This window comes from Flavobacterium sp. GL_143 (genome assembly GCF_057834355.1).
Genome location: NZ_CM174401.1, coordinates 371,086 through 393,131, shown reverse-complemented (window position 1 = coordinate 393,131; position 22,046 = coordinate 371,086). Strand labels below are relative to the sequence as shown.

21 protein-coding genes and 2 tRNA genes are annotated in these 22,046 nt (G+C 32.1%); 11 read left to right on the top strand and 12 right to left on the bottom strand.

Features of this window, described 5'->3' with window-relative positions; translation table 11 throughout:
* Positions 1–62: 62 nt before the first annotated feature.
* Both AC3IPI_RS01585 and map read right to left on the bottom strand, forming a co-directional pair.
* Positions 63–437 (bottom strand): GxxExxY protein, encoded by a 375-nt coding sequence (locus tag AC3IPI_RS01585; protein WP_489156706.1) that lies wholly within the window; start codon positions 435–437, stop codon positions 63–65.
* A 51-nt stretch (positions 438–488) separates the two neighbouring features.
* Complete coding sequence (map, locus tag AC3IPI_RS01580; protein ID WP_489156704.1) at positions 489–1,307, bottom strand: type I methionyl aminopeptidase; 819 nt, start codon at positions 1,305–1,307, stop codon at positions 489–491.
* A gap of 210 nt (positions 1,308–1,517) precedes the next feature.
* Here map and AC3IPI_RS01575 point away from each other — a divergent pair, with 210 nt between their 5' ends.
* A complete protein-coding gene (locus tag AC3IPI_RS01575; protein WP_489156703.1) occupies positions 1,518–2,762 on the top strand; it encodes a DUF445 domain-containing protein in 1,245 nt (414 codons plus the stop codon).
* A 254-nt stretch (positions 2,763–3,016) separates the two neighbouring features.
* Here AC3IPI_RS01575 and AC3IPI_RS01570 read toward each other — a convergent pair whose 3' ends face one another.
* From AC3IPI_RS01570 to gpmI, 5 genes are all read right to left on the bottom strand, one after another.
* Entirely contained in the window at positions 3,017–4,405 is a 1,389-nt protein-coding gene (locus AC3IPI_RS01570; RefSeq protein WP_489156701.1) for a TolC family protein, read from the bottom strand.
* Complete coding sequence (locus AC3IPI_RS01565) at positions 4,405–5,751, bottom strand: HlyD family secretion protein (RefSeq protein WP_489156699.1); 1,347 nt, start codon at positions 5,749–5,751, stop codon at positions 4,405–4,407. Before AC3IPI_RS01565 ends, AC3IPI_RS01570 begins: the two co-directional genes overlap by 1 nt.
* Positions 5,745–7,415, bottom strand: a complete 1,671-nt coding sequence (locus AC3IPI_RS01560) for a peptidase domain-containing ABC transporter (protein WP_323488724.1) — start codon at positions 7,413–7,415, stop codon at positions 5,745–5,747. Before AC3IPI_RS01560 ends, AC3IPI_RS01565 begins: the two co-directional genes overlap by 7 nt.
* A 12-nt stretch (positions 7,416–7,427) precedes the next feature.
* Positions 7,428–8,099 (bottom strand): TetR/AcrR family transcriptional regulator, encoded by a 672-nt coding sequence (locus AC3IPI_RS01555; RefSeq protein WP_489156696.1) that lies wholly within the window; start codon positions 8,097–8,099, stop codon positions 7,428–7,430.
* A 188-nt stretch (positions 8,100–8,287) separates the two neighbouring features.
* The gene (gene gpmI / locus AC3IPI_RS01550; RefSeq protein WP_489156694.1) at positions 8,288–9,805 is read right to left on the bottom strand and encodes a 2,3-bisphosphoglycerate-independent phosphoglycerate mutase; all 1,518 of its coding nucleotides are present in this window, start codon (positions 9,803–9,805) and stop codon (positions 8,288–8,290) included.
* A 556-nt stretch (positions 9,806–10,361) separates the two neighbouring features.
* Here gpmI and AC3IPI_RS01545 point away from each other — a divergent pair.
* A complete protein-coding gene (locus AC3IPI_RS01545; RefSeq protein ID WP_039116409.1) occupies positions 10,362–11,084 on the top strand; it encodes a murein L,D-transpeptidase catalytic domain family protein in 723 nt (240 codons plus the stop codon).
* Here AC3IPI_RS01545 and AC3IPI_RS01540 read toward each other — a convergent pair.
* Together AC3IPI_RS01540 and AC3IPI_RS01535 are read right to left on the bottom strand one after the other, a co-directional pair.
* The gene (locus AC3IPI_RS01540; protein WP_489156692.1) at positions 11,073–12,653 is read right to left on the bottom strand and encodes a L,D-transpeptidase family protein; all 1,581 of its coding nucleotides are present in this window, start codon (positions 12,651–12,653) and stop codon (positions 11,073–11,075) included. The two genes, AC3IPI_RS01545 and AC3IPI_RS01540, sit on opposite strands and share 12 nt — an antisense overlap.
* Before the next feature lies 1 nt (position 12,654).
* Positions 12,655–13,092: a GNAT family N-acetyltransferase gene (locus AC3IPI_RS01535; protein ID WP_489156690.1), complete on the bottom strand. Its 438-nt coding sequence runs from the start codon at positions 13,090–13,092 to the stop codon at positions 12,655–12,657.
* 135 nt (positions 13,093–13,227) lie between these two features.
* Here AC3IPI_RS01535 and AC3IPI_RS01530 point away from each other — a divergent pair.
* Positions 13,228–13,300: transfer RNA gene (locus tag AC3IPI_RS01530), tRNA-Gly, on the top strand.
* Positions 13,301–13,407: 107 nt separating this feature from the next.
* Positions 13,408–13,480, top strand: a tRNA-Gly gene (locus tag AC3IPI_RS01525).
* Positions 13,481–13,515: 35 nt separating this feature from the next.
* On the opposite strand, the gene pepE is transcribed toward AC3IPI_RS01525, so the two are convergent.
* Positions 13,516–14,223, bottom strand: a complete 708-nt coding sequence (gene pepE / locus AC3IPI_RS01520) for a dipeptidase PepE (RefSeq protein WP_489156689.1) — start codon at positions 14,221–14,223, stop codon at positions 13,516–13,518.
* A 155-nt stretch (positions 14,224–14,378) separates the two neighbouring features.
* Here pepE and AC3IPI_RS01515 point away from each other — a divergent pair, with 155 nt between their 5' ends.
* The 7 genes from AC3IPI_RS01515 (at position 14,379) to AC3IPI_RS01485 (ending at position 20,394) form a co-directional block, all read left to right on the top strand.
* Positions 14,379–15,131 carry a hypothetical protein gene (locus tag AC3IPI_RS01515; protein WP_489156687.1) on the top strand — a complete coding sequence of 251 codons (753 nt, stop codon included), beginning with the start codon at positions 14,379–14,381 and terminating at the stop codon, positions 15,129–15,131.
* Entirely contained in the window at positions 15,118–15,846 is a 729-nt protein-coding gene (locus tag AC3IPI_RS01510) for a carboxypeptidase-like regulatory domain-containing protein (RefSeq protein ID WP_039114446.1), read from the top strand. The genes AC3IPI_RS01515 and AC3IPI_RS01510 overlap by 14 nt, the downstream gene beginning before the upstream one ends.
* Complete coding sequence (bamP, locus tag AC3IPI_RS01505; protein ID WP_489156685.1) at positions 15,836–16,588, top strand: BamP family beta-barrel-assembly machinery protein; 753 nt, start codon at positions 15,836–15,838, stop codon at positions 16,586–16,588. The genes AC3IPI_RS01510 and bamP overlap by 11 nt, the downstream gene beginning before the upstream one ends.
* Positions 16,585–17,094 (top strand): DUF6702 family protein, encoded by a 510-nt coding sequence (locus AC3IPI_RS01500; protein ID WP_039114448.1) that lies wholly within the window; start codon positions 16,585–16,587, stop codon positions 17,092–17,094. The genes bamP and AC3IPI_RS01500 overlap by 4 nt, the downstream gene beginning before the upstream one ends.
* A 65-nt stretch (positions 17,095–17,159) precedes the next feature.
* Complete coding sequence (locus tag AC3IPI_RS01495) at positions 17,160–19,400, top strand: M1 family metallopeptidase (protein ID WP_489156683.1); 2,241 nt, start codon at positions 17,160–17,162, stop codon at positions 19,398–19,400.
* A gap of 104 nt (positions 19,401–19,504) precedes the next feature.
* Positions 19,505–19,831, top strand: a complete 327-nt coding sequence (locus AC3IPI_RS01490; RefSeq protein WP_039114450.1) for a Sec-independent protein translocase subunit TatA/TatB — start codon at positions 19,505–19,507, stop codon at positions 19,829–19,831.
* Positions 19,831–20,394, top strand: a complete 564-nt coding sequence (locus tag AC3IPI_RS01485) for a phosphatase PAP2 family protein (RefSeq protein WP_039118472.1) — start codon at positions 19,831–19,833, stop codon at positions 20,392–20,394. The genes AC3IPI_RS01490 and AC3IPI_RS01485 overlap by 1 nt, the downstream gene beginning before the upstream one ends.
* 114 nt (positions 20,395–20,508) lie before the next feature.
* Here AC3IPI_RS01485 and AC3IPI_RS01480 read toward each other — a convergent pair whose 3' ends face one another.
* Together AC3IPI_RS01480 and AC3IPI_RS01475 are read right to left on the bottom strand one after the other, a co-directional pair.
* The gene (locus AC3IPI_RS01480) at positions 20,509–21,228 is read right to left on the bottom strand and encodes a phytanoyl-CoA dioxygenase family protein (protein ID WP_039114452.1); all 720 of its coding nucleotides are present in this window, start codon (positions 21,226–21,228) and stop codon (positions 20,509–20,511) included.
* A gap of 107 nt (positions 21,229–21,335) precedes the next feature.
* The gene (locus AC3IPI_RS01475) at positions 21,336–21,977 is read right to left on the bottom strand and encodes an O-methyltransferase (RefSeq protein ID WP_039114454.1); all 642 of its coding nucleotides are present in this window, start codon (positions 21,975–21,977) and stop codon (positions 21,336–21,338) included.
* Positions 21,978–22,046: the final 69 nt, after the last annotated feature.

Sequence of the window (22,046 nt, the reverse complement as noted above, 5' to 3'; positions counted from 1 at the left end):
ACGAATTTCACAAATTTACACGGATTAATGCAATGTGAAATTTCACGAATCTTAGGCTTGGGTTAAAGTATTATTCTTTTATATTTAAGGCTGTCTTCTCCAAAATTAACTAGTAAACCCAGTTTGTTTTTTGAGGCAGCCAGATAATTTAATGTTTGTTTAATTTCACTACTCGAAAGAGCTGTAATAGCTTTCAGTTCCAAAATGATTTTATCAAAAATTACAAAATCTGCAAAATAGTAACTGGATAAAATAATGTCTTTGTAAGCTATATTATATTTTAATTCACGACTATATGGTATTTCGTTTTTTTGAAACTCATATTCCAATGCATCACCGTAAACTTTTTCACTATGTCCTTTGCCTAAAATTTTATGGACTTCCATGCAGATTCCTATAATTTTGTAAGACTCGTCTTTTAGATATAACTCATTCATTAGTGAAATTTTCAGTAATCCATTAATTCGTGTAAATTAGTGAAATTAGTGTTACAGGACTAATGGCACTTTTCTAAACTCATCCTCTTCATTACTTTCGATTCCTAGTGCTTTATAGATGTATTGGAAAGTTGATAAGATTTCTGGTTTACCATCGATTAAAGCTACATCGTGTTCAAAGTGTGCACTTGCTTTACCATCGGCAGTTGTAATTGTCCAGCCATCTTTATGTTGTTTTATGTTTTTTGTACCAAGATTAATCATTGGTTCAATGGCAACAACCATTCCTTCAATAAAAAGTTTTCCTCTACCTTTTTTACCATAGTTAGGCATTTCGGGATCTTCGTGCATTTTTTGTCCAAGTCCATGACCAACTAGTTCACGAACAACACCATATCCATGTGCTTCGGTATATTTTTGTATTGCGTTTCCAACATCTTCTACGCGGTTTCCAGCTTTAAATTCGCGGATTCCAACATATAAAGATTCTTTGGTAACTTGTAATAGTTTTTTAACTTCTGGAGCAACTTCTCCAATTTCAAAGCTATAAGCATGATCTCCGTGATACCCATTTTTGTATGCACCACAATCTACTGAGATAACATCACCACTTTTTAGAGGTGTATTATTCGGGATACCGTGAACAACTTGCGAGTTTGGACTCATACAAAGTGAGTTTGGGAAGTCGTACAAACCTAAGAAGCTTGGTACAGCACCGTGATCACGAATAAATTCTTCGGCTAGTTTGTCAAGATATAATGTGGTGACTCCTTCTTTTATTTCAGAAGCAATCATTCCTAATGTTTTAGATACGATTAAGGCACTTTCGCGCATTAATTCTATTTCTTCACGTGATTTTACAATAATCATAATTTCGGATTTTCAGTTGGCAAAAGTACAATTTTAATATTATTTTTTTTAAATAGCTTTTGTATTTAATTATAACAATAATAATTAGGTCAAATAGCTATGATAAATATATAGAAAGTTTGTAAAATTATCTTGTTAAAATGAAAACAGTTGTAGAAACAGTTGTAGAAACAATTGAATAAATTAGCTTATTAATTAACTCGTTACATTATGAAAAGTAGTAATAACCAAGAAGGCATAAGCAAAGCGGCTGGTTTGATTAAGATGAAGAGATTTGCTTTGGGAGTATTGGGTGTAGCTGTAGTTCTTTTTTTGATAGCAATTTATTTTAAAATAGGTTGGCTAAAAGCTTTTAGCGAGGCGGCTATGGTGGGGGGAATTGCAGATTGGTTCGCTATAGTAGCCTTATTCAGGCATCCTCTGGGATTACCAATTCCGCATACAGCTTTAATTCCTAATAATAAAGATGCTATTGGGCAAAATCTCGGCACTTTTGTTTCTGATGAGTTTTTAATCAAAGAGAAATTAGAAGTAAAAATCGAGCAATTTAATTTTGCTGAAAAGGCTGCAAACTGGCTATCTGAAAAAAGTAATGCAAATACAATCGCTTCATTAATTATTGAAGATATTATACCAGGGATTTTAAAAACAATTGTTGATGAAGATGTTCAGAGGTTTATTCAAGCCAAATTTGAAACCAAATTAAGGGAAATAAATTTTGGAGAATGGATTGCGGTAGGGTTAGAGTCTTTAACTAAAAGCGAAAAACAAGAGCAGTTAATTACTAATGTTTTAAAGATACTTACGGAAGAATTGCAGAATAACAGAGATGTGATTCGCGAAAAAGTAAATAAATCAACGCCTTGGTACACGCTTGGTGTGGCCGATAAAAAAATTGCAGACGGTATTTTTAATGGACTTTATGAATTTATCGATGAAGCAAAACATTCTAACAGCAGTATCAGGAGGAAAATAAATGCTTATGTTCTTGATTTTATTACAGAGCTAAATAGTTCACCAGAGCTTCAGCAAAAAGTAAATGATTTAGTGATAGAGTTTGCTCATAAAAGTGAAGTGAAAGAGTATATCAATGATATTTGGAGTCAGATAAAAGTTGCGATTTCTGCCGATTTAGAAAAGAAAGATGATTCTAAAATAAAAAATAAAATCATCAGCATGATTCAGAATTTTGGAGTCAGTATAAAAGGGGATGAAATTATGTTGAGCAAAATCAATAATTTTATAAAAATAGATTTGCTAGGAATCCTTTTGAAGAATAAGCAGATGATTGGAGATTTAATTGCTTCATCGGTAAAGAGTTGGGATAAGGAAGAAATCTCTAATAAGTTAGAATTAGAAATCGGGAAAGATCTCCAGTTTATCCGAATTAACGGAACCGTAGTAGGAGGGTTTGTAGGTCTTTTTATTTATTTTATTGAGCATATTATCACCTAGAAAAACGGTTGTTTTCAAGAAACGAAAAAGAGACAAATTCTAAAACGTATCTCTTGTCTGAAATATTTTTAACTTCCTTTTTTAATTCTATCGTATAGATACAAATTTGGTAAATAAATTTCGAACACGAATTTCACTAATTTGCACAAATTTTAATGGCTAAATTAGTTTGTGAAATTAATTTCACAAACTAATTCGTGTCAATTTGTGAAATTCGTGTTTACTTTTTATACTTATGTCCAGACGGTAGGTTTTTAATCAGGGTTTGCCATAATTTTAAAGAGTTCCGAATTAGAAATATAAAATCTGTTTTCTAAAGCAATAGCAGCAAGTTTAGCACTTACTAAATTATTCTCTCGAGTATTAATTAAGAATAACGAACTTTCTCCAAACGAAAATAAACGTTCTTCGGAGTTGAGCATTGTAACATTGTTTTCGACCAAATCTTTCGCCAGTTTCTTTTGTTTTAAGAGTGAGGTGATTTCTGTTTTTTGCGCGCTTATTTTATTGGTTAATTGTGTTTTTTCTAAAGCCAAAGCAAATTCATTCTCCTGAAGTTTATATTTCGCCAGTTTTAAGCTCCCTCGTTCCTTTCTTAAAAATAAAGGGAAATAAAATTCTAGTCCTATTTTGTAATCTTCAAAACGATAATTATCAATGTAACCTGGTTCTGATAAATAGGAGTAACCCACATTTATTTTGGGTAACAGCATATTTTCTTTTAGCTTTTTTTCTACATTCAAAATCTCTATTTTATTTTGTAATGCATTTATTTTTGGGTGAGTTTCTAAGCTAAAATCATTTTGTAATAAGTCATTGGTCTTTAAAGTTTCTTGCAATGAGTTTTCTAGCGCTGTTTCAGGAATAAGACTATCGGACATCTCTAGAGGAATATTATTTTCTAACCAAAGAAAATTAGATAGTTCTAGTTTTGATTTGGCAAGTTTTAGTTTAGAATCCTCAAGACTTAATTCTCTATTTTTTAAACTAATTCCAGCTTCAATACTATCAATTGCAGGTTTGTCTCCTTGACTTATTAATGCTTTGATTCCTGTTAGGCGTATTTGCGCATTATTATTGTACGTTTCGTAAAGCTTCATTTCGTCAAAATTCTTCTTCCAGTTAAAATAAGCAATCGAAGCATCGTACAATACAGCAATGGCTTGAAGTTTTCTTTCGGATTCGCTTAGTTTTATCTGAATCTTTGCTTTTCGAACATCCGCCATTCTTTGGTTTATGAATAATCCTTGTCCAATAGGTACACTAATTCCAAAAGAAGTTAATCCTTTATTAGGAGTTGTATTTTCGGGATTAAGATAAACACCTTCGTTATTATCGAATCCTGCTTTTAACTCAATTCCGTACCAAGTCGGAATTTTAAAACTGCTGTTTAAAATGGAGTAGTATTCTTTGTCTTTAAATTGTTTTTGGCTAAAATCGACTTCAATTTTTGGATCAAAACCACCTCGGGCCATCATTAAATTGGCTTGGGCTTCACTGACTTCCAAATTAGCACTTTTAACCAAAGGATGGTATTTTTTTACATATCCAAGAAATTCATTATAGCTGAATTCTTTAGCTATTGGTTCTTGACCAAAAACGGTAAAACCAATAAAAAGAAAGGCAAAAAGTAGTGGTTTCATTATTTTTTTTCTTTTGTGGTTTTTGTTTCGCTCTTATAATAATTGGGAGGGAATCCGTTAAGGGTTCTCCAAATCTCAAACCAAATTGGTACAGTATCTAACAAAGCAATTGTTTGTGCGCCAGAACCAACACTAAGTTGTTTAGGCCATTTAGCTTCGGATGGGTCTGGGGCAATCAGGATTCTGTATTTACCATTGTCGCTAATAAAATTTTCTATAGCTACAACTTGCCCTCCAAATGTTCCGTAAGATATATCAGGCCAGCCCGAAAATACTATCGTAGGCCAACCATCAAACCAAACACGTACTTTTTCTCCCTTTTTTATCAAAGGCAAATCAATAGGATTTATAAAGGTTTCGACCGCAATATCATATTCAGATGGCATTATGGTTACTATCGGAGTTCCCTCTTTTATAGTTTCTCCAATACCTGCTAGTAAAGCTCTGTTAATGTAACCATTTTGAGCTGCTTTGATGTAATACATACCATTACGCACACTATAATTTACATATTGATTTTCTAGTTTATTAACTTGTGCTTCAGTATCAAATTTATTACTCAAGGTTGTATATTGATCACTTTTTGCTTTAGCTGCTTTTTCAGAATATTCGGCAGTGATTCTGTTAATCTCTACTTTAGCATTTATGTATTCATTTTTGCTGGTTAAATATTTATTTTCCTGAGTTACAATTTTAGCATCAACATCTTGTAATTTTAAGCGTTTTTCCTCAACATCGGTCATCGGTTTTAAACCTTCTTTGTTTAGTTGCAAGGCACGATTATATTGTGTGTTTGCAATTTTTAGCTGCGTTTTAACTGCAACAAGATCTATGCTGTCGCTTTTTATTTTTAAAAGCGATTGTTTTACTTTATTTCTTGCTTGCTCTAATTTTAATTTCTTCTCGTTTTCTATAAATTCTATTTGCTTAGAAAGTGTGTTTACTTTTTCTCCATAGGATTCTAGAGATTGCTTTTTAGCATCAACTTGGTTTTTAGTGTTTTCTACTAAATTTGGATCCATGTAATCTTCTTTTATCTCAGAAATAAACATGATTGTATCTCCTTTTTTTACAAAATCCCCTTCTTGTACATACCATTTCTCAATTCGACCCGAAATAATACTCTGGATAGATTGTGGTCTTTGGTTGGGCTTTAAGGTCGTTACAGATCCTGAACCAGAAATATTCTGTGTCCATGGCAAGAAAAGCGATATTATTACGAAGATTGCGGTGCCTATTATTATTTTATTCAGGATTTTATAATGAGGCCTATTGCTTAGGTCTTTTATAGTTTTATATTTGTCAAGAGGCTGTAACTTTGTTTTATTGTCGGAAATGTTTAGCATGGCGTATTGTTTTTTTGATCAAGTATAATAAGGCCGTTTTGCATGGTTATTTTTCGAGTCGATTTTGTTTTCCAATAAGGATTTTTAGAGGAAACAATAATGGTCCATTTATTCTTGTCGGAAGTTATAAAATCAATAATTTCATTAGCAACATCATCATCCATAGTATCTGTTGGATCCTCATAAAAAAGGATTTTTGGTTTATGAATAATACTTCTTGCTAATAAGATTTTTTGAGCATTAGAGGAAGATAATTGTCTTCCTTCCGGGTAAATATGTGTGTCTAAACCTTTTGGTAATAATTTAATAAATGGGCTAAGTTGAACTCCATCTACGGCCCACTTTAAATCTTCAGAGCTTATCGATGGGTCATTAAAAGTAATGTTTTCTAAAATGGTTCCTTCAAATGGTGTTTCATTGTGAATGATACTGCCTATTTGTGAGCGATATTGTTTTAGGTTTATTTTCTTAAAGGTGTCATCATTGATATAAAAAGCGCCAGAACTTTGTTTAAGTACGCCCGATAGTAACCTGATAAGAGTAGTTTTTCCAGAGCCATTTTGACCATCAATTACTATTTTTTCTCCCTGATTTATTTTAAGGGTAATAGAATCTAAGGCGTTCTTTTGAGAATCTGGAAACTTTACACTTAAGCCTTCTGTTTCTAAAGTGATGTTATTATAGCAACGGTCATTTTGTGAATCTGAATTTTCTTCTAATTCTAAATCTGTTACTTGTCCTATTTTTTCAACAGAAGTTAAAACATCATAAAAACTTTCGAGTCCCAGAATGATTTTCTCAACAGAGTTAATAACTAATAAGATGATAATTTCTGCAGCAACAAACTGTCCAATATTCATTTCCTGACTTAATACTAAATACCCTCCAATAGATAGTAAACTGGCAGTTATAATGATTTTAAAAAGAATCAATTGTGTAAATTGTCTTTTGATAACGCTAAAATGTTTTTCGCGATACGTAAGATAACCACTTACTATTGAGTTGTTTTTCTGAAGTGCAAAATCATAATTAAGTTCGTTCCTGAAACTATAATTATTACGCGCCATTTCTTGTAACCAGCTTGCAACTTTATACTTGAATTTCGATTCTTTTAAACTAGTTTCTAAACCTGATTTGTACGAAAATTTAAAAATGAAGTATAAAAGAAGAAACAATAAGAGTCCAAATACTATAAAATAGGGATGGTATAAGGACAGCAGGATGATTCCAAAAGTGATTTGGAGTAAGGCTGCCGAAAAATCAGTCAATAATTTTGAAGTTCCTTTTTGGATGGTCATGGTATCAAAAAAACGATTTGTTAATTCTGGAGGATATGTACCATACAATTCTGATTGTTTTATTTTTGGTAAACGAGCTGCAAATTCAAATGAAGCGCGAACAAATATTTTTTGTTGCAAATTTTCTGTAATTCGCAATTGCATAAAAGATAAAATACCAACAAGCGCAACTCCGGCAACAACTAAGATGATAAGAACAATCCAGGATGCACTTACCCTGCCAGATTGTATAAAAGTAATAATGGCTTGGATTCCTAACGGAAGCGACAAACTTATTAATCCTGCAAAAATAGCATAGAAAAAGATTTGATAAATGTCTTTTTTATCTAGCTCAAGTAAATTGTAAAATCGTTTTATTGGAGTCATAATTGGTTGTTTTTAGCGCAAAACGTTTTCTGCAAGATTTAAATAAAATTGAGTAGTTGTTACAGTTTCATTGCAATCAGTGATTGTCTTTAAATGATCGGTTAAGAAATGTTGGTGTAAACTTCCTTCTACAATAGTCGATACTAGAGATTTTGCAAAAGGGTAGTCCGGATTTACTTCCTTTACAATAGAAACAATCCGATTAATAACTCTTTTATATATTAAAAAAAAGCCTTCTTTGTTTTCCTGATCAACCTCTTTAGTATGGAATGTTTTAGTGAATTCGGCAATTATAATTTTGTTTAAAATCGCTTCATTAATATGTTCTGTAGAGGCATCATCGGTAACTTTTTCGGTTACTATAGTAATCGCTTTATTGAGCTTTTCTTTTTTATCTGTAATGTTAGTAGTAGAGAAAACAAGTTTGTACTCCATCCAGCTCCAGTACCAAGAGGAGAGGTAGACTAATAATTTGTGTTTGTTTTCAAAATAACGATAAATCGAACTTTCGTTAGATCCTATTTCTACGCCTAATTTTTTAAATGTAAAATTATCAAACCCAATTGCATCGATGAGAAGAATACTTTGTTCAATAATTTTTTTTCCTAAGGTAGATGTTTCCGGATCCTTTACATAGATCTTTTCATTGACTTGGATTTTTAAATTTGATAGTATAGTCTCCATAAAAGTTATTTTAAATGCAAATATAATAGTATTACTTTCAATTTTGAGTATTTAACTTTTATTTGTGCAAAAAAAAAGCTGTTCTTAAATCAAGAACAGCTTTTTTTTAAAATAGGTTTCAGTCGCAGTACCAGTTTTCAGTGATGATTGCAACTGAATACTGTTACTGTAAGCTAAAACGAATGCTTTTACAACAATGAATGACAAGTCATTGCAGCAGGTTGTGGAATTCCCATTAACTCAAGAATAGTAGGAGCAATGTCACCCAGAACACCATCGTGTATTGTTTTTAATTCTTTGTCAACTAAAATAATCGGCACAGGATTAGTTGTGTGTGCTGTATTAGGACTTCCGTCAGGATTAATCATAGTTTCGCAATTTCCATGATCGGCAATTACAATTGTAGTATAATCATTTGCAAGAGCAGCTTCGATAACTTCTTTTACGCAAGCATCAACAGCTTCACAAGCTAATATTGCAGCGCTCATAATTCCTGTATGTCCTACCATGTCTCCATTGGCAAAATTTAAACATACAAAATCTACTTCACCTTTATTTAATTCAGGCACTAATGCATCTTTTAATTCAAATGCACTCATTTCTGGTTGTAAATCGTAAGTTGCTACTTTTGGAGAATTTCTTAAGATTCTGCTTTCGCCTTCAAAAGGAACTTCTCTTCCGCCAGAAAAGAAAAAAGTTACGTGAGGATATTTCTCCGTTTCGGCAATACGAATTTGTTTTTTATTCGCTTTCTCTAAAACTTCACCTAATGTTTCGGTAATGTTGTCTTTGTTGTAAACAACTTTTACGTTTAGGTATGTTTCGTCGTAATTAGTAAGCGTTACATAATACAATTTTAGTTTATGCATGTTTTGCTCGTGAAAATCTTCTTGCGAAAGAGCTTCAGTAAGTTCACGACCTCTATCGGTTCTAAAATTGAAGAAAATAACAACATCATCTTCTTTGATAGTTGCTAGTGGTTTATCATTTGCATCAACCATAATGATTGGAGCGATAAACTCATCAGTAATGTTATTTTCGTAGCTTTCTTTAATAGAAGCTACGGCATCTTTTGAGTGTGTACCCAGTCCGTTTACTATTAAATCGTAAGCTAGTTTTACACGTTCCCAACGTTTGTCACGATCCATAGCATAATAACGACCTATTACAGATGCTATTTTTACTGGAGTATTTGCAATATGGTTTTCTAAATCTTGTATGTAAGTTGCTCCAGATTTAGGATCAACATCACGACCATCGGTAAAGGCATGAACAAATACTTTGTCCAAACCGTATTCTTGAGTAGCATCAATTAATCCTCGTAGGTGAGAAGTGTGTGAGTGAACACCACCATCAGAAACAAGACCTAAAAAATGTACTTTTTTATTGTTTTCTTTTGCATAAGTAAACGCATCTACAAGTACTTGCTCTTTGGCTAAAGTATTGTGAGCTACAGCAAGGTTTATTTTTGCTAAATCCTGGTAAACGATTCTTCCCGCACCAAGGTTCATGTGTCCAACTTCACTATTTCCCATTTGCCCTTCTGGTAAACCTACATTTAAACCATCGGTACGAAGTTGTGCGCTTGGGTAGTTTTTGTAAAGGCTATTTATAAATGGAACATTTGCATTGTCTATTGCAGATACTTTAGGGTCAGGAGATTTCCCCCAACCATCTAAAATCATAAGGATTACTTTTTTGTTCATCAGAATTTATTTTGCACAAAGATAAGCCATTTGTAAAATGTTTAAGAAAGACTTAGGTACAATTATGCTTTATAAAGGGAACGGTATAAAAAAATAATAATTTAATTATAGAAGGTGTAATTTTTTAAAATAAATGCAGATTAGGTTTTGTTTTTGATGCCATTATAGCCAATGAAATGATGAATGCTTACCGATAAAATATGGTTTATTATATTCATGAATAAGTAAGTTGTTTATGTTATTAAAGAATAAAGTATTTGAGATAATCAGGAAGAGCTTAAAAAAGTCTATTTACTTTAAAATGATGTAATTAATTAGTGTAGCTAAATGTGGTATAATTGATTAATTTGCTTTTCTAATATGTAGGTTTTGGCTTATAGTTTACTGTGTTTCAATAAGTTTTGTTATAATTTCATTAAGAGAATACAATAAATATTAGGTTGTATTCGTTAAAAAATGATTAAAAAGTACTTCGTTTCTACTGTAAAATTTTGGGAGCTACATATTTTTTATATATTTGCGAACCACGAAACAAATTATAACCTAAACGCATTCAATGATTTATAAGATTTGTCCCATATTGTTAATGTTGTTTTTGTCATTTACCACGGATACAAAAACAACTACAGAAGTTAAAAAAGTTGAAAAGAAAAATATCGCTAGTACAGTAACTGCAAGCTTAGATTTAAGAATCAAAGCGGTTTATAGTACACTTAATGCAAATAATTTTGATTTACCTGAACTTAAGAGTTTTACAGAGGCTTTAAAAGGTTTTTATTTATTAAAGGAAAAAGGACTTATTCAAAAAGATCTTTTGACTTTGGTAGATTTTAGTTTGTCTTCTAATCTGAAACGTCTTTGGGTTATTGATCTTTCTACCAATACCGTATTGTTTCAATCTCTGGTTGCTCACGGAAGAAATACAGGTGAAGAATTCGCATCAGATTTTTCAAATACAAATTCTTCCTATAAAAGTAGTCTTGGTTTTTATGCAACAGGTGAGGTGTATAGAGGAAAACACGGAATCTCGTTACGTTTAGATGGATTAGAAAGAGGAGTTAATGATAATGCGCGCGAAAGAGCAGTAGTAATTCATGGAGCTGATTATGTTTCGGAATCATTTATTAGAAACAATAAAAGGTTAGGTCGTAGCCAAGGTTGTCCTGCTATTCCTGTAGAATTAACTAATGCAATTATCGAAGCAATAAAAGATAAATCGTGTTTATATATCTATCATCCATCAAGAACTTTTACGATGGAAGAAAAGCTAATTTCTTAATTTAACATATAAATCGGTGTCTAGATTGTAGATGTCATTTCTAAATTGTAAAGAATTATCTTCGCTCCATGCGGTCCAATACCATTGATACATAGCGTATTTTTTGGCAATTCTTACATTGGTAGTTTTTTTAGTAACTATAAGAGAATCTATTTTTTCTTTCGACCAGTTATTAGAGTCCAATATATGTTGTGCTAATTCCAAAGGATTTTCGACACGAACACAACCAGAACTTAAAGAACGATTGTTTCTTCCGAATAAGTTACGGTGATTGGTATCATGTAAATAGACGCTATGGTTATTTGGAAACAAGATTTTCATTAATCCCAATGAGTTACTACTTCCAGGACTTTGTACATAGCGATAACTACCAGGAGAATTTTCATTCCAGTCACTAGGTTCTACAACAGAGTTGTCTTTACTGTAAATCGTAATGTTTTTATTTTTTAAATAATTTCGATTGCGTTTCATTGCAGGAACAATATCTTCTTTTAATATAGTTGGCGGAACAGTCCATGTTGGGTTAAAGACAACAGTTTTAAGAGTTGAGGTTAGAATAGGTGTTTTTCGGCTATTAGTACCCACAACAATTTTTCGAACAACAGTAGTGTCTTTGTTTTCAACAACATGTAGGCTGTAATCAGGAATGTTTATTATAAAATAATTTTCGGCAAGCGTATCTGCAAACCATCTCCAGCGCTCAATGTTGCTGATAATTTGATGTTTTCGTCTGATTTTAGAAAAATTCAAAGCATTAACAGTTCCTTTACCAATAACACCATCGGCAGCTAAGCCATGACGAGTTTGGAATTTTTTAATAGCTTCAAATGTCTTATTGTCGTAAGTAGATGTTAAACTGTCCCTTCCTGTTAGATCTTTCCAGTATAAAAGGCGTTTTTTAATTGTAATCATTGCGTTATTAGTGTCGTGCAACGTTACTTTATCTTCAACTTCAATGGTTTTAATGTTGTCGTCTGGAAATTCATTTAGTAATTCTAGTGCTTTTAGTAACCTTTTATAGGTATATGTTTTTGGCTGACTTTTTTCGATAGCAAGTGTTAAATCATTATCATTAAAAGCTTTTATAAGAATGGTGTTTACATTAAAAGGTTTGTCATTTAAATCCCAATCATTATATAGTTTTTTAGGATTCAGTTTTCCTTTATGTAAATGCGTTAAGTATTTCTGAAAATTATAAGTAAGCAAAACGTCATATAGAGCCAAGTCGGTATCGTTTAACTTACTTATTTTACTTTCAAAATTTTCTATTCTTTTTATGCTATAATCGTTTGGTTCTAAACCAAGAGATTCAGATTTTTTTAATTCATCAATAATGAAGGTTCTTTTTTCAAGATTTCCCCAAACGGTCTCATTATGAGATGCGATGTAAAATTTTTTAAGATCTTCACTTTTAAAAGAGCCTATCACCGATGTGTCCAACTGAATTTTTCGTTCATCAGTTTGAACAATTGCAGGAAGAGGTTCTGCTTTTTTTTCAGGAATTGCTTTTTCTTCTTTTTTGCAACTTATAAAGATTGATAGTAATATTAAAAAGTAAAGTTTATTCATTTTAAAGTTTTTTATACATTAACAGGTGTTTCCCAACATCTTTTATTTCAAAAATTGCACCAGTCTTTTGGTAGCCCATTTTTTCATAAAATCCAACAGCTTCAGTTCTGGCGTTAAACCATATTAGTTTACAATTATTGTTAATACAATATTCTTCACAGTAAATAACCAAAGCTTCCCCCAATCCTTTTTTTCTAAAATCGTCCAAAACGGCCATTCCTCGAATCTGCGATTGGAAATTTTCCGCAAAGGTAATATTAGAATTTCGGAATAGCGAAATAATTCCTACTAAATTTTTATCTTCATATAAACCAAAGTGATGCGTTGTAGGTAAATCATCACCATCAAAGTGGCAGCTTTCTATAGGTTTTCCTTTTCGTAGAACAGGATTGCGTACTAAATAAGTTTCTTGGGCAGATATTTCTTGTATGTTTGACATAATTTTTAAAGAATAGTAAAGTTATAACTTTTTAGTTTTAAATATATTAAAGAATTTGTTTAAGATTTTTTGAAATTTTTGTAAAAAAAACTTGTTTTTAACTGGAGTTATTATCTATATTTGCACCACAGTAATGCGAAAGTAGCTCAGTTGGTAGAGCTCCAGCCTTCCAAGCTGGTTGTCGCGAGTTCGAGCCTCGTCTTTCGCTCTAAAGAAACCGAAATTGCAAATGTTTCGGTTTCTTTTAAAAAGAAAAAATTTTTGATTTTTATTTTTTAGAATGATTTAATTTTTTTATATTTGCACCCTGTTAATGCGAAAGTAGCTCAGTTGGTAGAGCTCCAGCCTTCCAAGCTGGTTGTCGCGAGTTCGAGCCTCGTCTTTCGCTCTTTAAAAAGCCGAAACTTAATAGTTTCGGCTTTTTTATTGCACATAACTCAAATCTGTTTGAGGTTCTAATTCTTCAGGCTCTTGATTTTGTCTAAAAAGACGAGCAGATAAATCCCCTTTCAAAATAATTTGATCTCCTTTTACGTCTAACCAGCTTCCTTCACGCAATCCTAAAACAGGAAGTGTATTAAAAGCATGGAATTCTTTTATTCTTGTTTCGCGAGTTTCACCCATATGTTTAGACTGAGAATCTGGATCTAAATAATGAGGGTTTAAGTTAAACGGAATTAATCCTAAAGTCTGGAAACTTGGCGGGTAGATAATTGGCATATCATTAGTAGTTTGCATCGATAGTCCGCAAATGTTGCTTCCTGCGCTAGTTCCTAAATAAGGAGTCCCGTTTTTAACAGCTTCAGCAAGAACCGTCATAATGTTGTTTTTGTATAGTTGTGTTACTAACAAAAAAGTATTTCCGCCACCAGTAAAAATTCCTTCGGCATTGTTAATGGCTGTTGTAGCATCTTCAAATTGGTGAATTCCTTTTACTTTAATGTTTATTTTTTCAAAAGCTTGAGAAACAGTATTAGTGTATTGTTCATGCGAAATTCCTCCAGGTCTTGCAAAAGGGATAAAAAGAAGTGTTTTGCAGTTCTTAAAGTGCACTTGCAATTCGGGTAATAAATAATCTAAATAGCTGCCACCGTGAAGGGTAGAGGTGCTGGCAATAATGACATTTTTCATAGATTTTGTAATGTTTTTTTGTTAAGTTAAAGATATTAAATAGTGTGTTTTAAAGCCGTAAAATAAAGGTTTAATTAACATATTTTTACCAAGTCGTTAATATTAAATTTAGATGACATTAAGATACTTTTACAGCTTATCCTTATAATGTTTTGATGAACAAGGTAGTATGTGTGTTTTTTATTTTCCTGGCTAATAATCTTTTGGCTCAAGTTACTGTTTCTCCTGTTTTAAAAGGAAAAATTGATGCTAATACAATGGATTTGGAGGGAATTTATGTGGTTAATTTAAGGACAGAAGCTTCTGTAGTTACAGATAAGGAAGGTTCTTTTTCGATACCAGTCCAAACAGGTGATACGCTTGTTTTTTCGTCGGTACAGCTTAAAGAACGTCGAATTGTTTTGACAGACGAAGATTTGGCATCGGCAAAGTTTGTGGTAAAATTGGAAACACTAGTGAATCAGTTGCGAGAAGTCATTATAAAAAGATACGATAATATTAATGCAGTTGCCTTAGGGATAATTCCTGCGGGGCAACGTTCTTACACAACTGCAGAGCGTAGGTTAAAAGGAGGAACTGATCTGGATGCTTCAGTAGGATTAGGAGGTTCAGTTGGTCTGGATCCTATAATAAATATGTTTTCAGGCAGGTCAAAAATGCTTAAAAAAGAACTTGCTGTAGAGAAAAAAGAAATCTTCATGAAGCTTTTGGAAAATATGTTTGATACAGATCACTTTGTACGAAAGCTTAGTATTCCGTTGGATTATGTGAAGGGATTTGAATATTTTGCAGTAGAAAATGAAAGTTTTACAAAGATTTTAAGCTCTAAAAACAAAACGACTACCGAATTCTTGCTAGGAGAACTAGCAGAGAAGTACAAAGAAATAATAGCACGTGAAAATAATTAATACTTTACTTTTATTTATTGTATCTTTATTCTTTCAAATTAGTTTTGGGCAAACTGTTGTTACAAAAGAAATTTCCGGAAGAATTACCGCCGACTCAAGTTCGGTCGAAGCTATAACAATAGTCAATAATACCACTCAGGAAACTACTATTTCGGATAATAAAGGACAGTTTTCTATCGTTATCAAAGAAGGAGATGTGTTGGTTTTTTCGGCAGTAAATCTAGAACCACTCCGAAAAAGAATTACAGCTAATGATTTGAAATTAGACTTGTTACTGGTAAAAATGGTTCCCAAAAACATAGAGCTAAAAGAGGTTGTTATAAATGAATTTTCAAACATAAATGCCGAAAATTTAGGAATCATACCTTATGGACAAAAGAAATACACACCAGCAGAACGAAAATTATACACGGCCAAGTCTACTATGACAGATGCGCTCTTAAATAAGATATCTGGTCGGACCGCTATGTTGAAAAAAGAAGTAGCTGTAGAGAAAAAAGAGATGTTGTATTCAAAAATTGAATATCTTTTCGAAGAGAATTATTATACTGATAGATTAAAGATTCCGCTAGAGCATATAAAAGGGTTCCAGTTGTATTGCATAGATGATCCAGAGTTTGTAACTTCGTTGAATGCCAAAAACAAAACAATGAGTATGTTTTTAATAACAGGTTTGGCGCAAAAATATTTAACAATTATCGAAAATGAGAAATAAAATTGGAATATTGATCTTGAGTTTATTTTGTCAGTTGTGTATCGCGCAAACTGGAACAAGAATGTCTTTACATGGAAGAGTAGTAAATGACTCGGTTGCCCTGGAAAGTGGTTATGTTTTGAATGTTAATACAAAAACAAGAACCTTTATTTCTTCAAACGGATTGTTTGATATACTGGCACAGCCAAAAGATACTTTGTTGTTTTCGAGTTTGGCTTTTCAAACAAGAAAAATGGTGCTGACAGAAAAGGAGTTTGCTGAACGCCTTTTAGTAGTGCGATTGGGGCTTAAAAATAATCAGTTAAAAGAAGTGGTTATTCCAAAAGGATTAAAAGTAAAATCACTGGATAAGAATACCCAGAAATATGTTGATATGCAATTTGAGGATGATAAACAGTCAACCCCAGAAAATAGTGTTTCTTATTCAGATCAAACCATAAAATACGGTACAGATTTCGTAAGGATATTTAAAGATGTTAAAAAGCTCTTGAATAAATCAGGCGAAAAAGAAGTTCCTGTAGACGATGTAGCTTTTACGCAATATGTAAGAGCAAATTTCAGTCCGTCATTCTTTGCTAAAACTTTAGAATTACAAGATGATGAGATTGATTTGTTCCTGATGTATTCTTCTAATGATCCTGTTTCAAAACAATATCTAAAACCAGAAGATAGATTTCAGTTAATGGATTTTTTAATTAATAAAAGTAAAGAATTCAAAAAAGTGAATGATATTAAAAAATGAGAAAAATTGTAGCTTACTCTTTAATAGGGTTATTGTTCCTATCATTATCATCATTTGCTTTTCATAAATTTTATGTTGGGGTATATCAAATAAATTATGCTCCCGAAAAAAAAATGCTTCAAATTACATCTCGAATTTTTATCGATGATCTGAATAATGGAGTAGAAAAAAAATATAAAATCAAGTCCAACATCGGCACAGAAAAAGAAACTGAAGCCGATGTTGCCCTTTTGAAAAAATATCTTGCTGAAAATTTTACTATTAAAGTAAATGGTCAGTCACGACCAATCACGTTTTTATCGAAAGAAGTTGAATCAAATGATGTTTTGGTTTGTTATTCCAGAATAAAAGATGTTGATAAAATTAAAAGCTTAGAAATTTCGAATACAATTTTGGTAGACTGGAATACCGAGCAACAAAATATTACACATGTTTCGGTATTAGGGAGCAAAAAGAGTGTGCTTTTTACAGAATCTTCAAGGAAAGAATTGTTAAAGTATGAATAAATGGAGATGAATATTTTTTTAATTGTTATTTTCACACCCTGACAAAAACTCCAAAAAACCAGTTTATGAGAAGAATATCATTTTTATTGTTTTTTCCTGCAATCATGTTTGCGCAGGAAAAAAATACCACACCAATAAAGCAACAAGGGAAGTACGATACTAACAAATTTAGTCAAATGTATGACTTATTGGCTACTCCCAATATGTTTCGTACAGCATCTGGAGCGCCAGGACCAGCATATTATCAGCAACAAGCCGATTATAAAATTGATGTTGAGTTAGATGATAAAAACGCAAAATTAAGCGGGTCAGAAACAATTACATATTCTAATAATTCTCCAGATAATCTAGAGTATTTATGGTTGCAACTAGATCAAAATCAAGCTAAAAAAAATACACAAACTACATTAGCCGAGAGCGATAAAATTAATCAAGTTTTAGCAGTTGAAGGTTTTTCGAACAAATATTTAAAAGACGGACTTGAGCGAGGTTTTAATATTGAGTCTGTAAAAGATGCAAAGGGAAATCCGATGTCTTATACAATTAATGAAACCATGATGAGAATTAATTTACCTGCGCCTTTAAAAGCTGGTGAAAAAATTTCATTTTCTATTAAATGGTGGTATAACATTAATAATTATAGAAAAGACGGAGGACGTTCAGGATATGAATTTTTTGAAAAAGACAAAAATAGATTATATGTAATTGCGCAATTCTATCCAAGAATGGCAGTTTATAATGATGTAGAAGGATGGCAGAACATGCAGTTTTGGGGAGGTGGAGAATTTGCTTTACCATTCGGAAATTTTGATGTTAATATTACCGTTCCAGCAGATCACGTAATGGAAGCCACAGGAGAATTAACAAACAGAAGTGAAGTGTTTACTCCAGAACAGGTAAAAAGATACGAGCTTGCTCAAAAATCATATGATAAGCCAGTTGTTATTGTTACACAGGCAGAAGCAGAGGCAACAGAAAAAGGATTTTCTGAAAAGAAAAAAACATGGAAATTTAGTGCTAAAAACGTACGTGATTTCGGGATTGCAACATCAAGAAAATTCATTTATGATGCAATGGCAGTAAAGCTTGGAGGTAAAACAGTTATGGCGGCTTCAGTATATCCAAAAGAAGCAAACCCACTTTGGGGAGAAACGTCAACAATAACAGTTGCACATACATTAAAAAGTTATTCATCACACACATTTGATTATCCTTATCCAAAAGCAGTTTCAGTTTCGGCAGAAGATCAAGGGATGGAATATCCAATGATTTGTTGGAATTTTGGTCGTCCTGATGAAAACGGAGTAACGAGCAAAGAAATAAAAAACGGAATGATTGGTGTAGTAATACACGAAGTAGGGCATAACTTTTTCCCTATGATTGTAAATTCCGATGAGCGCCAATGGAGCTGGATGGATGAAGGTTTGAATTCATTTTTAGAGTACTTGGCAGAGCAGGAGTTAGATCCTAATTTCCCATCAAGACGTGGTCCTGCAAAAAACATTGTTCCTTACATGAGTGGAGATCAAAAGTTTTTAGAACCAATTATGTCAAACTCTGAGACGATTCACCAATTTGGTAATAATGCTTACGGAAAACCAGCTACAGGTCTTAATATTTTAAGAGAAGTAGTTATGGGAAGAGAATTGTTTGACTATGCTTTTAAAACATATGCAAATAGATGGAAATTTAAGCACCCAACACCAGAAGATTTCTTTAGAACGATGGAAGATGCTTCGGCAGTCGATCTTGATTGGTTTTTTAGAGGGTGGTTTTACTCCACAGATTTTGTAGATATCGGAATTAAAGATGTAAAACAATATTATGTTAGCGAAACTGCTACAGCAGAGCTAAAAGATACTAAGATTAGAAAAGGACGTTTTGGTTTTGAAAAAGGACCTTTTGTATATTTAATTGCAAGCGATAACAAAGAATTAAAAGGATCTGATAAAAAAGCCTTAAAGGTTGATGATGTAAAATTATTATCAGATTATGTTGCGCAAACATTTAATGCAGAAGAAAAAGCAAATTTAAAATCACCTAAATATTTTTACGAAGTAGAGTTTGAAAAGCCGGGAGGAATGATCATGCCTATTCTTGTAGAGATTACTTATGAGGACGGAAGTAAAGAAGAATTTAAATATCCAGCACAAATCTGGAGAAAAAATAATGATACAGCCAAAAAAGTATATGCAACAGAGAAAGCTATAAAAAGCATTCAAATTGACCCAAAATTACTTACTGCAGATATTGATGTAACTAATAATGCATGGCCAAAAGTAGAGGTAAAATCAAAATTTGATTAAGCATAAAAAGATAAGAGACTCGCAAGGGTCTCTTTTTTTAAGTAAATTTTAAAACAGTAGGCTACAAAATTTAATATCTTTGTGGCACATAAAATAAAAAAGATATGTTTGGTATAGGAGGAGGAGAATTAGTTTTTATACTATTTGTAGTACTTATGCTTTTTGGTTCAGATAAAGTACCAGAAATTGCTCGTACTATGGGGAAAGCAATGGCGCAACTTAAAAATGCGACCAATGACATTAAAAGCGAAATTCAAAAAGGCGCAGAAGCTAACGGTTTTGATGCGAAATCATTAGACAACATAACAGGCAATATTAATTCTGAAATAGAAAAAGCCAAAACTAATTTGTTAGGAGATGCTACAACGCAATTCGAAAAAACAAAAGAAGACATTGATACAATTACAGGCCCAATAAAACGTCAGATATAATGCTTGAAAAATTACAAGAACTCGATACTAATTTATTTGTTTATCTTAACGGTTTAGGTTCCGAAACTTACGACAAACTTTGGCTCGTAATTACGAATCAGGTAAATTGGATTCCACTTTTTTTGTTATTATTTTATTTCATTTATAAAAAATTAGGAACAAAACAGACCTTGTATCTATTACTTTTTATAGCAATTTTAATAACCTGTACAGACCAATTAACAAATTTGGTTAAAAATAATGTACAACGTTTAAGACCTTGTAATAACCCCGATATTAATTCGTTTATTCGAATTGTACAAGTTCGCTCATCATTCAGCTTTTTCTCAGGACATGCTGCTAATACAATGGCAGTAGCTACATTTTTGTATTTATTACTTAACAAACACTTTAAATATTTTGGACTCCTGTTTTTATGGCCATTAGTTTTTGCTTATAGCCGTATTTATTTAGGATTGCACTATCCGTTGGATATCCTTTGCGGATATTTAGCAGGAGCAACAATGGGATTCTTGCTGTTTAAAATATACCAAAAAGTAAGAGCAAGGTACTTTCCAGTTTAAATTTTAGGAGCTTTTTCCAGCTGTACACTCTATCTTTTCCTGGTTAAAGGAGCCAGAAAAAGGATGCCGTTTCCATCTGGGCTAGAATTGCGTTTAAAAATTTAAAAGCTTTGATTAATTAAGCTTTGTTTTTTCGCTCCATTCCAATCCATTTGGTAATTCCAGATTACTAAATTCGATATGAATAACGCGTCTTCTTTCATTATTAGTAGTCTTGTTAGAAGCATGAAAAAGCAATGGTTTCATAATCATTATACCGCCTTTTTCGATTTCGCAAATTGTTTCCGTTTCATTCTTCAAGTCCATGTTTTCGACTCTCAAAATTCCTTTAGAATGAGAATTGTTAATCACTTTTAAAGCACCATTGTCTTTAGTAGTTTTGTCGATATGTATTCTTATTGTAAAATTATTTTCGAGAACTTCTTTGGGAGGTTGTACTGCAAACTGATTTTGTTTGGTAGTCCAATTTTCAAAATTTTCTATATCTAATTTTTTATCTACCGAAATAGTCAAATCTTGATGGTAAGCAACAAACCAATTTGATTTTTCGGGTTTGTCAAAATATATTGATTTCGTTATAAAATAATTCTCCCCAAAGTTAGATTTGATAATATCCTTTAAGTTCTGATTAAAGATATAATCTAATGTCTCAGGAATTTCTTTGTGGAATTGTCTAATAGCAAATAAATCTTCAGATTTCCTAAAGGTTGTTTTATCCGTTTTGTTCTCAGTAACGTTTTCAATTATCGAAATCAATTTTTTAATTTCGTTTTCATCATAAACATTATCAATAATTGCAAAACCTTCCGAGTTTATTTCATTGCTGTAATTCATTTATTGCTGTTTTTTTCTGAATTACCTCTAGCTAAAGTAGAAGGTAATTGAGTCTTTGTTTAATAAAAAACTTAAAATCTTAGTGCTTCAATAACTTAGTAACTTTCTTAAAGTACTCGACTTACAGTTAGACCATCACGAATAGGTAATAAAACAGTTTCTACCCTTGGATCGTTCTTTAAGAGTAAGTTGTATTCTAAAAGTATTTTTGTACTAATATCGTTTGGTTGTAATGGTTCTAAAACTTTACCACTCCATAAAACATTATCAGATAAAATGATACCTCCTTTATTCATTTTAGGAACAATCATTTCGTAATAATTAAGGTAGTTTTCTTTATCAGCATCGATAAAAACCAAATCAAATTTTACATCAATCGTAGGGATAATAGTTGTTGCTTCGCCCAAATGTTGGAAAATTTGTTTTCCCCAAGGCGATTGGTCAAAATATTTTCGTTGAAAATCGATTAATTCTTCTTTAATATCGATGGTGTGTAATTGCCCGTTTTCTTGCATGCCTTCGCATAAACATAAAGCAGCATAACCAGTATAAGTACCAATTTCGAGAATATTTACAGGACGTATTAACTTAGATAACATACTTAAAACACGCCCCTGAAAATGCCCGCTTAACATACGTGGTAATAATATTTTTTGGTAAGTTTCTTTGTTTAAACGTGCTAGTAATTCAGGTTCTCTTTCTGAGTGTTGTTCGATATAATCTTCTAAGTCTTGTGATATAAAATGCATGATGAGTAAAGTCTAAATTTTTGAAACACAAAAATACAAAAATATCTACTACACTTTTTAGCATAAAAA

Bases quoted from the DNA above. Each gene is read 5' to 3' on its own strand.
- AC3IPI_RS01500 (WP_039114448.1), top strand. From the start codon at position 16,585: ATGAGAAAAATTGTAGCTTACTCTTTAATAGGGTTATTGTTCCTATCA.
- AC3IPI_RS01535 (WP_489156690.1), bottom strand. From the start codon at position 13,092: ATGTCAAACATACAAGAAATATCTGCCCAAGAAACTTATTTAGTACGC.
- AC3IPI_RS01485 (WP_039118472.1), top strand. From the start codon at position 19,831: ATGCTTGAAAAATTACAAGAACTCGATACTAATTTATTTGTTTATCTT.
- AC3IPI_RS01560 (WP_323488724.1), bottom strand. From the start codon at position 7,415: ATGACTCCAATAAAACGATTTTACAATTTACTTGAGCTAGATAAAAAA.
- AC3IPI_RS01490 (WP_039114450.1), top strand. From the start codon at position 19,505: ATGTTTGGTATAGGAGGAGGAGAATTAGTTTTTATACTATTTGTAGTA.
- map (WP_489156704.1), bottom strand. From the start codon at position 1,307: ATGATTATTGTAAAATCACGTGAAGAAATAGAATTAATGCGCGAAAGT.
- pepE (WP_489156689.1), bottom strand. From the start codon at position 14,223: ATGAAAAATGTCATTATTGCCAGCACCTCTACCCTTCACGGTGGCAGC.
- AC3IPI_RS01545 (WP_039116409.1), top strand. From the start codon at position 10,362: ATGATTTATAAGATTTGTCCCATATTGTTAATGTTGTTTTTGTCATTT.
- bamP (WP_489156685.1), top strand. From the start codon at position 15,836: ATGAGAAATAAAATTGGAATATTGATCTTGAGTTTATTTTGTCAGTTG.
- AC3IPI_RS01585 (WP_489156706.1), bottom strand. From the start codon at position 437: ATGAATGAGTTATATCTAAAAGACGAGTCTTACAAAATTATAGGAATC.
- AC3IPI_RS01480 (WP_039114452.1), bottom strand. From the start codon at position 21,228: ATGAATTACAGCAATGAAATAAACTCGGAAGGTTTTGCAATTATTGAT.
- AC3IPI_RS01475 (WP_039114454.1), bottom strand. From the start codon at position 21,977: ATGCATTTTATATCACAAGACTTAGAAGATTATATCGAACAACACTCA.
- AC3IPI_RS01570 (WP_489156701.1), bottom strand. From the start codon at position 4,405: ATGAAACCACTACTTTTTGCCTTTCTTTTTATTGGTTTTACCGTTTTT.
- gpmI (WP_489156694.1), bottom strand. From the start codon at position 9,805: ATGAACAAAAAAGTAATCCTTATGATTTTAGATGGTTGGGGGAAATCT.
- AC3IPI_RS01515 (WP_489156687.1), top strand. From the start codon at position 14,379: ATGAACAAGGTAGTATGTGTGTTTTTTATTTTCCTGGCTAATAATCTT.
- AC3IPI_RS01555 (WP_489156696.1), bottom strand. From the start codon at position 8,099: ATGGAGACTATACTATCAAATTTAAAAATCCAAGTCAATGAAAAGATC.
- AC3IPI_RS01540 (WP_489156692.1), bottom strand. From the start codon at position 12,653: ATGAATAAACTTTACTTTTTAATATTACTATCAATCTTTATAAGTTGC.
- AC3IPI_RS01565 (WP_489156699.1), bottom strand. From the start codon at position 5,751: ATGCTAAACATTTCCGACAATAAAACAAAGTTACAGCCTCTTGACAAA.
- AC3IPI_RS01495 (WP_489156683.1), top strand. From the start codon at position 17,160: ATGAGAAGAATATCATTTTTATTGTTTTTTCCTGCAATCATGTTTGCG.
- AC3IPI_RS01575 (WP_489156703.1), top strand. From the start codon at position 1,518: ATGAAAAGTAGTAATAACCAAGAAGGCATAAGCAAAGCGGCTGGTTTG.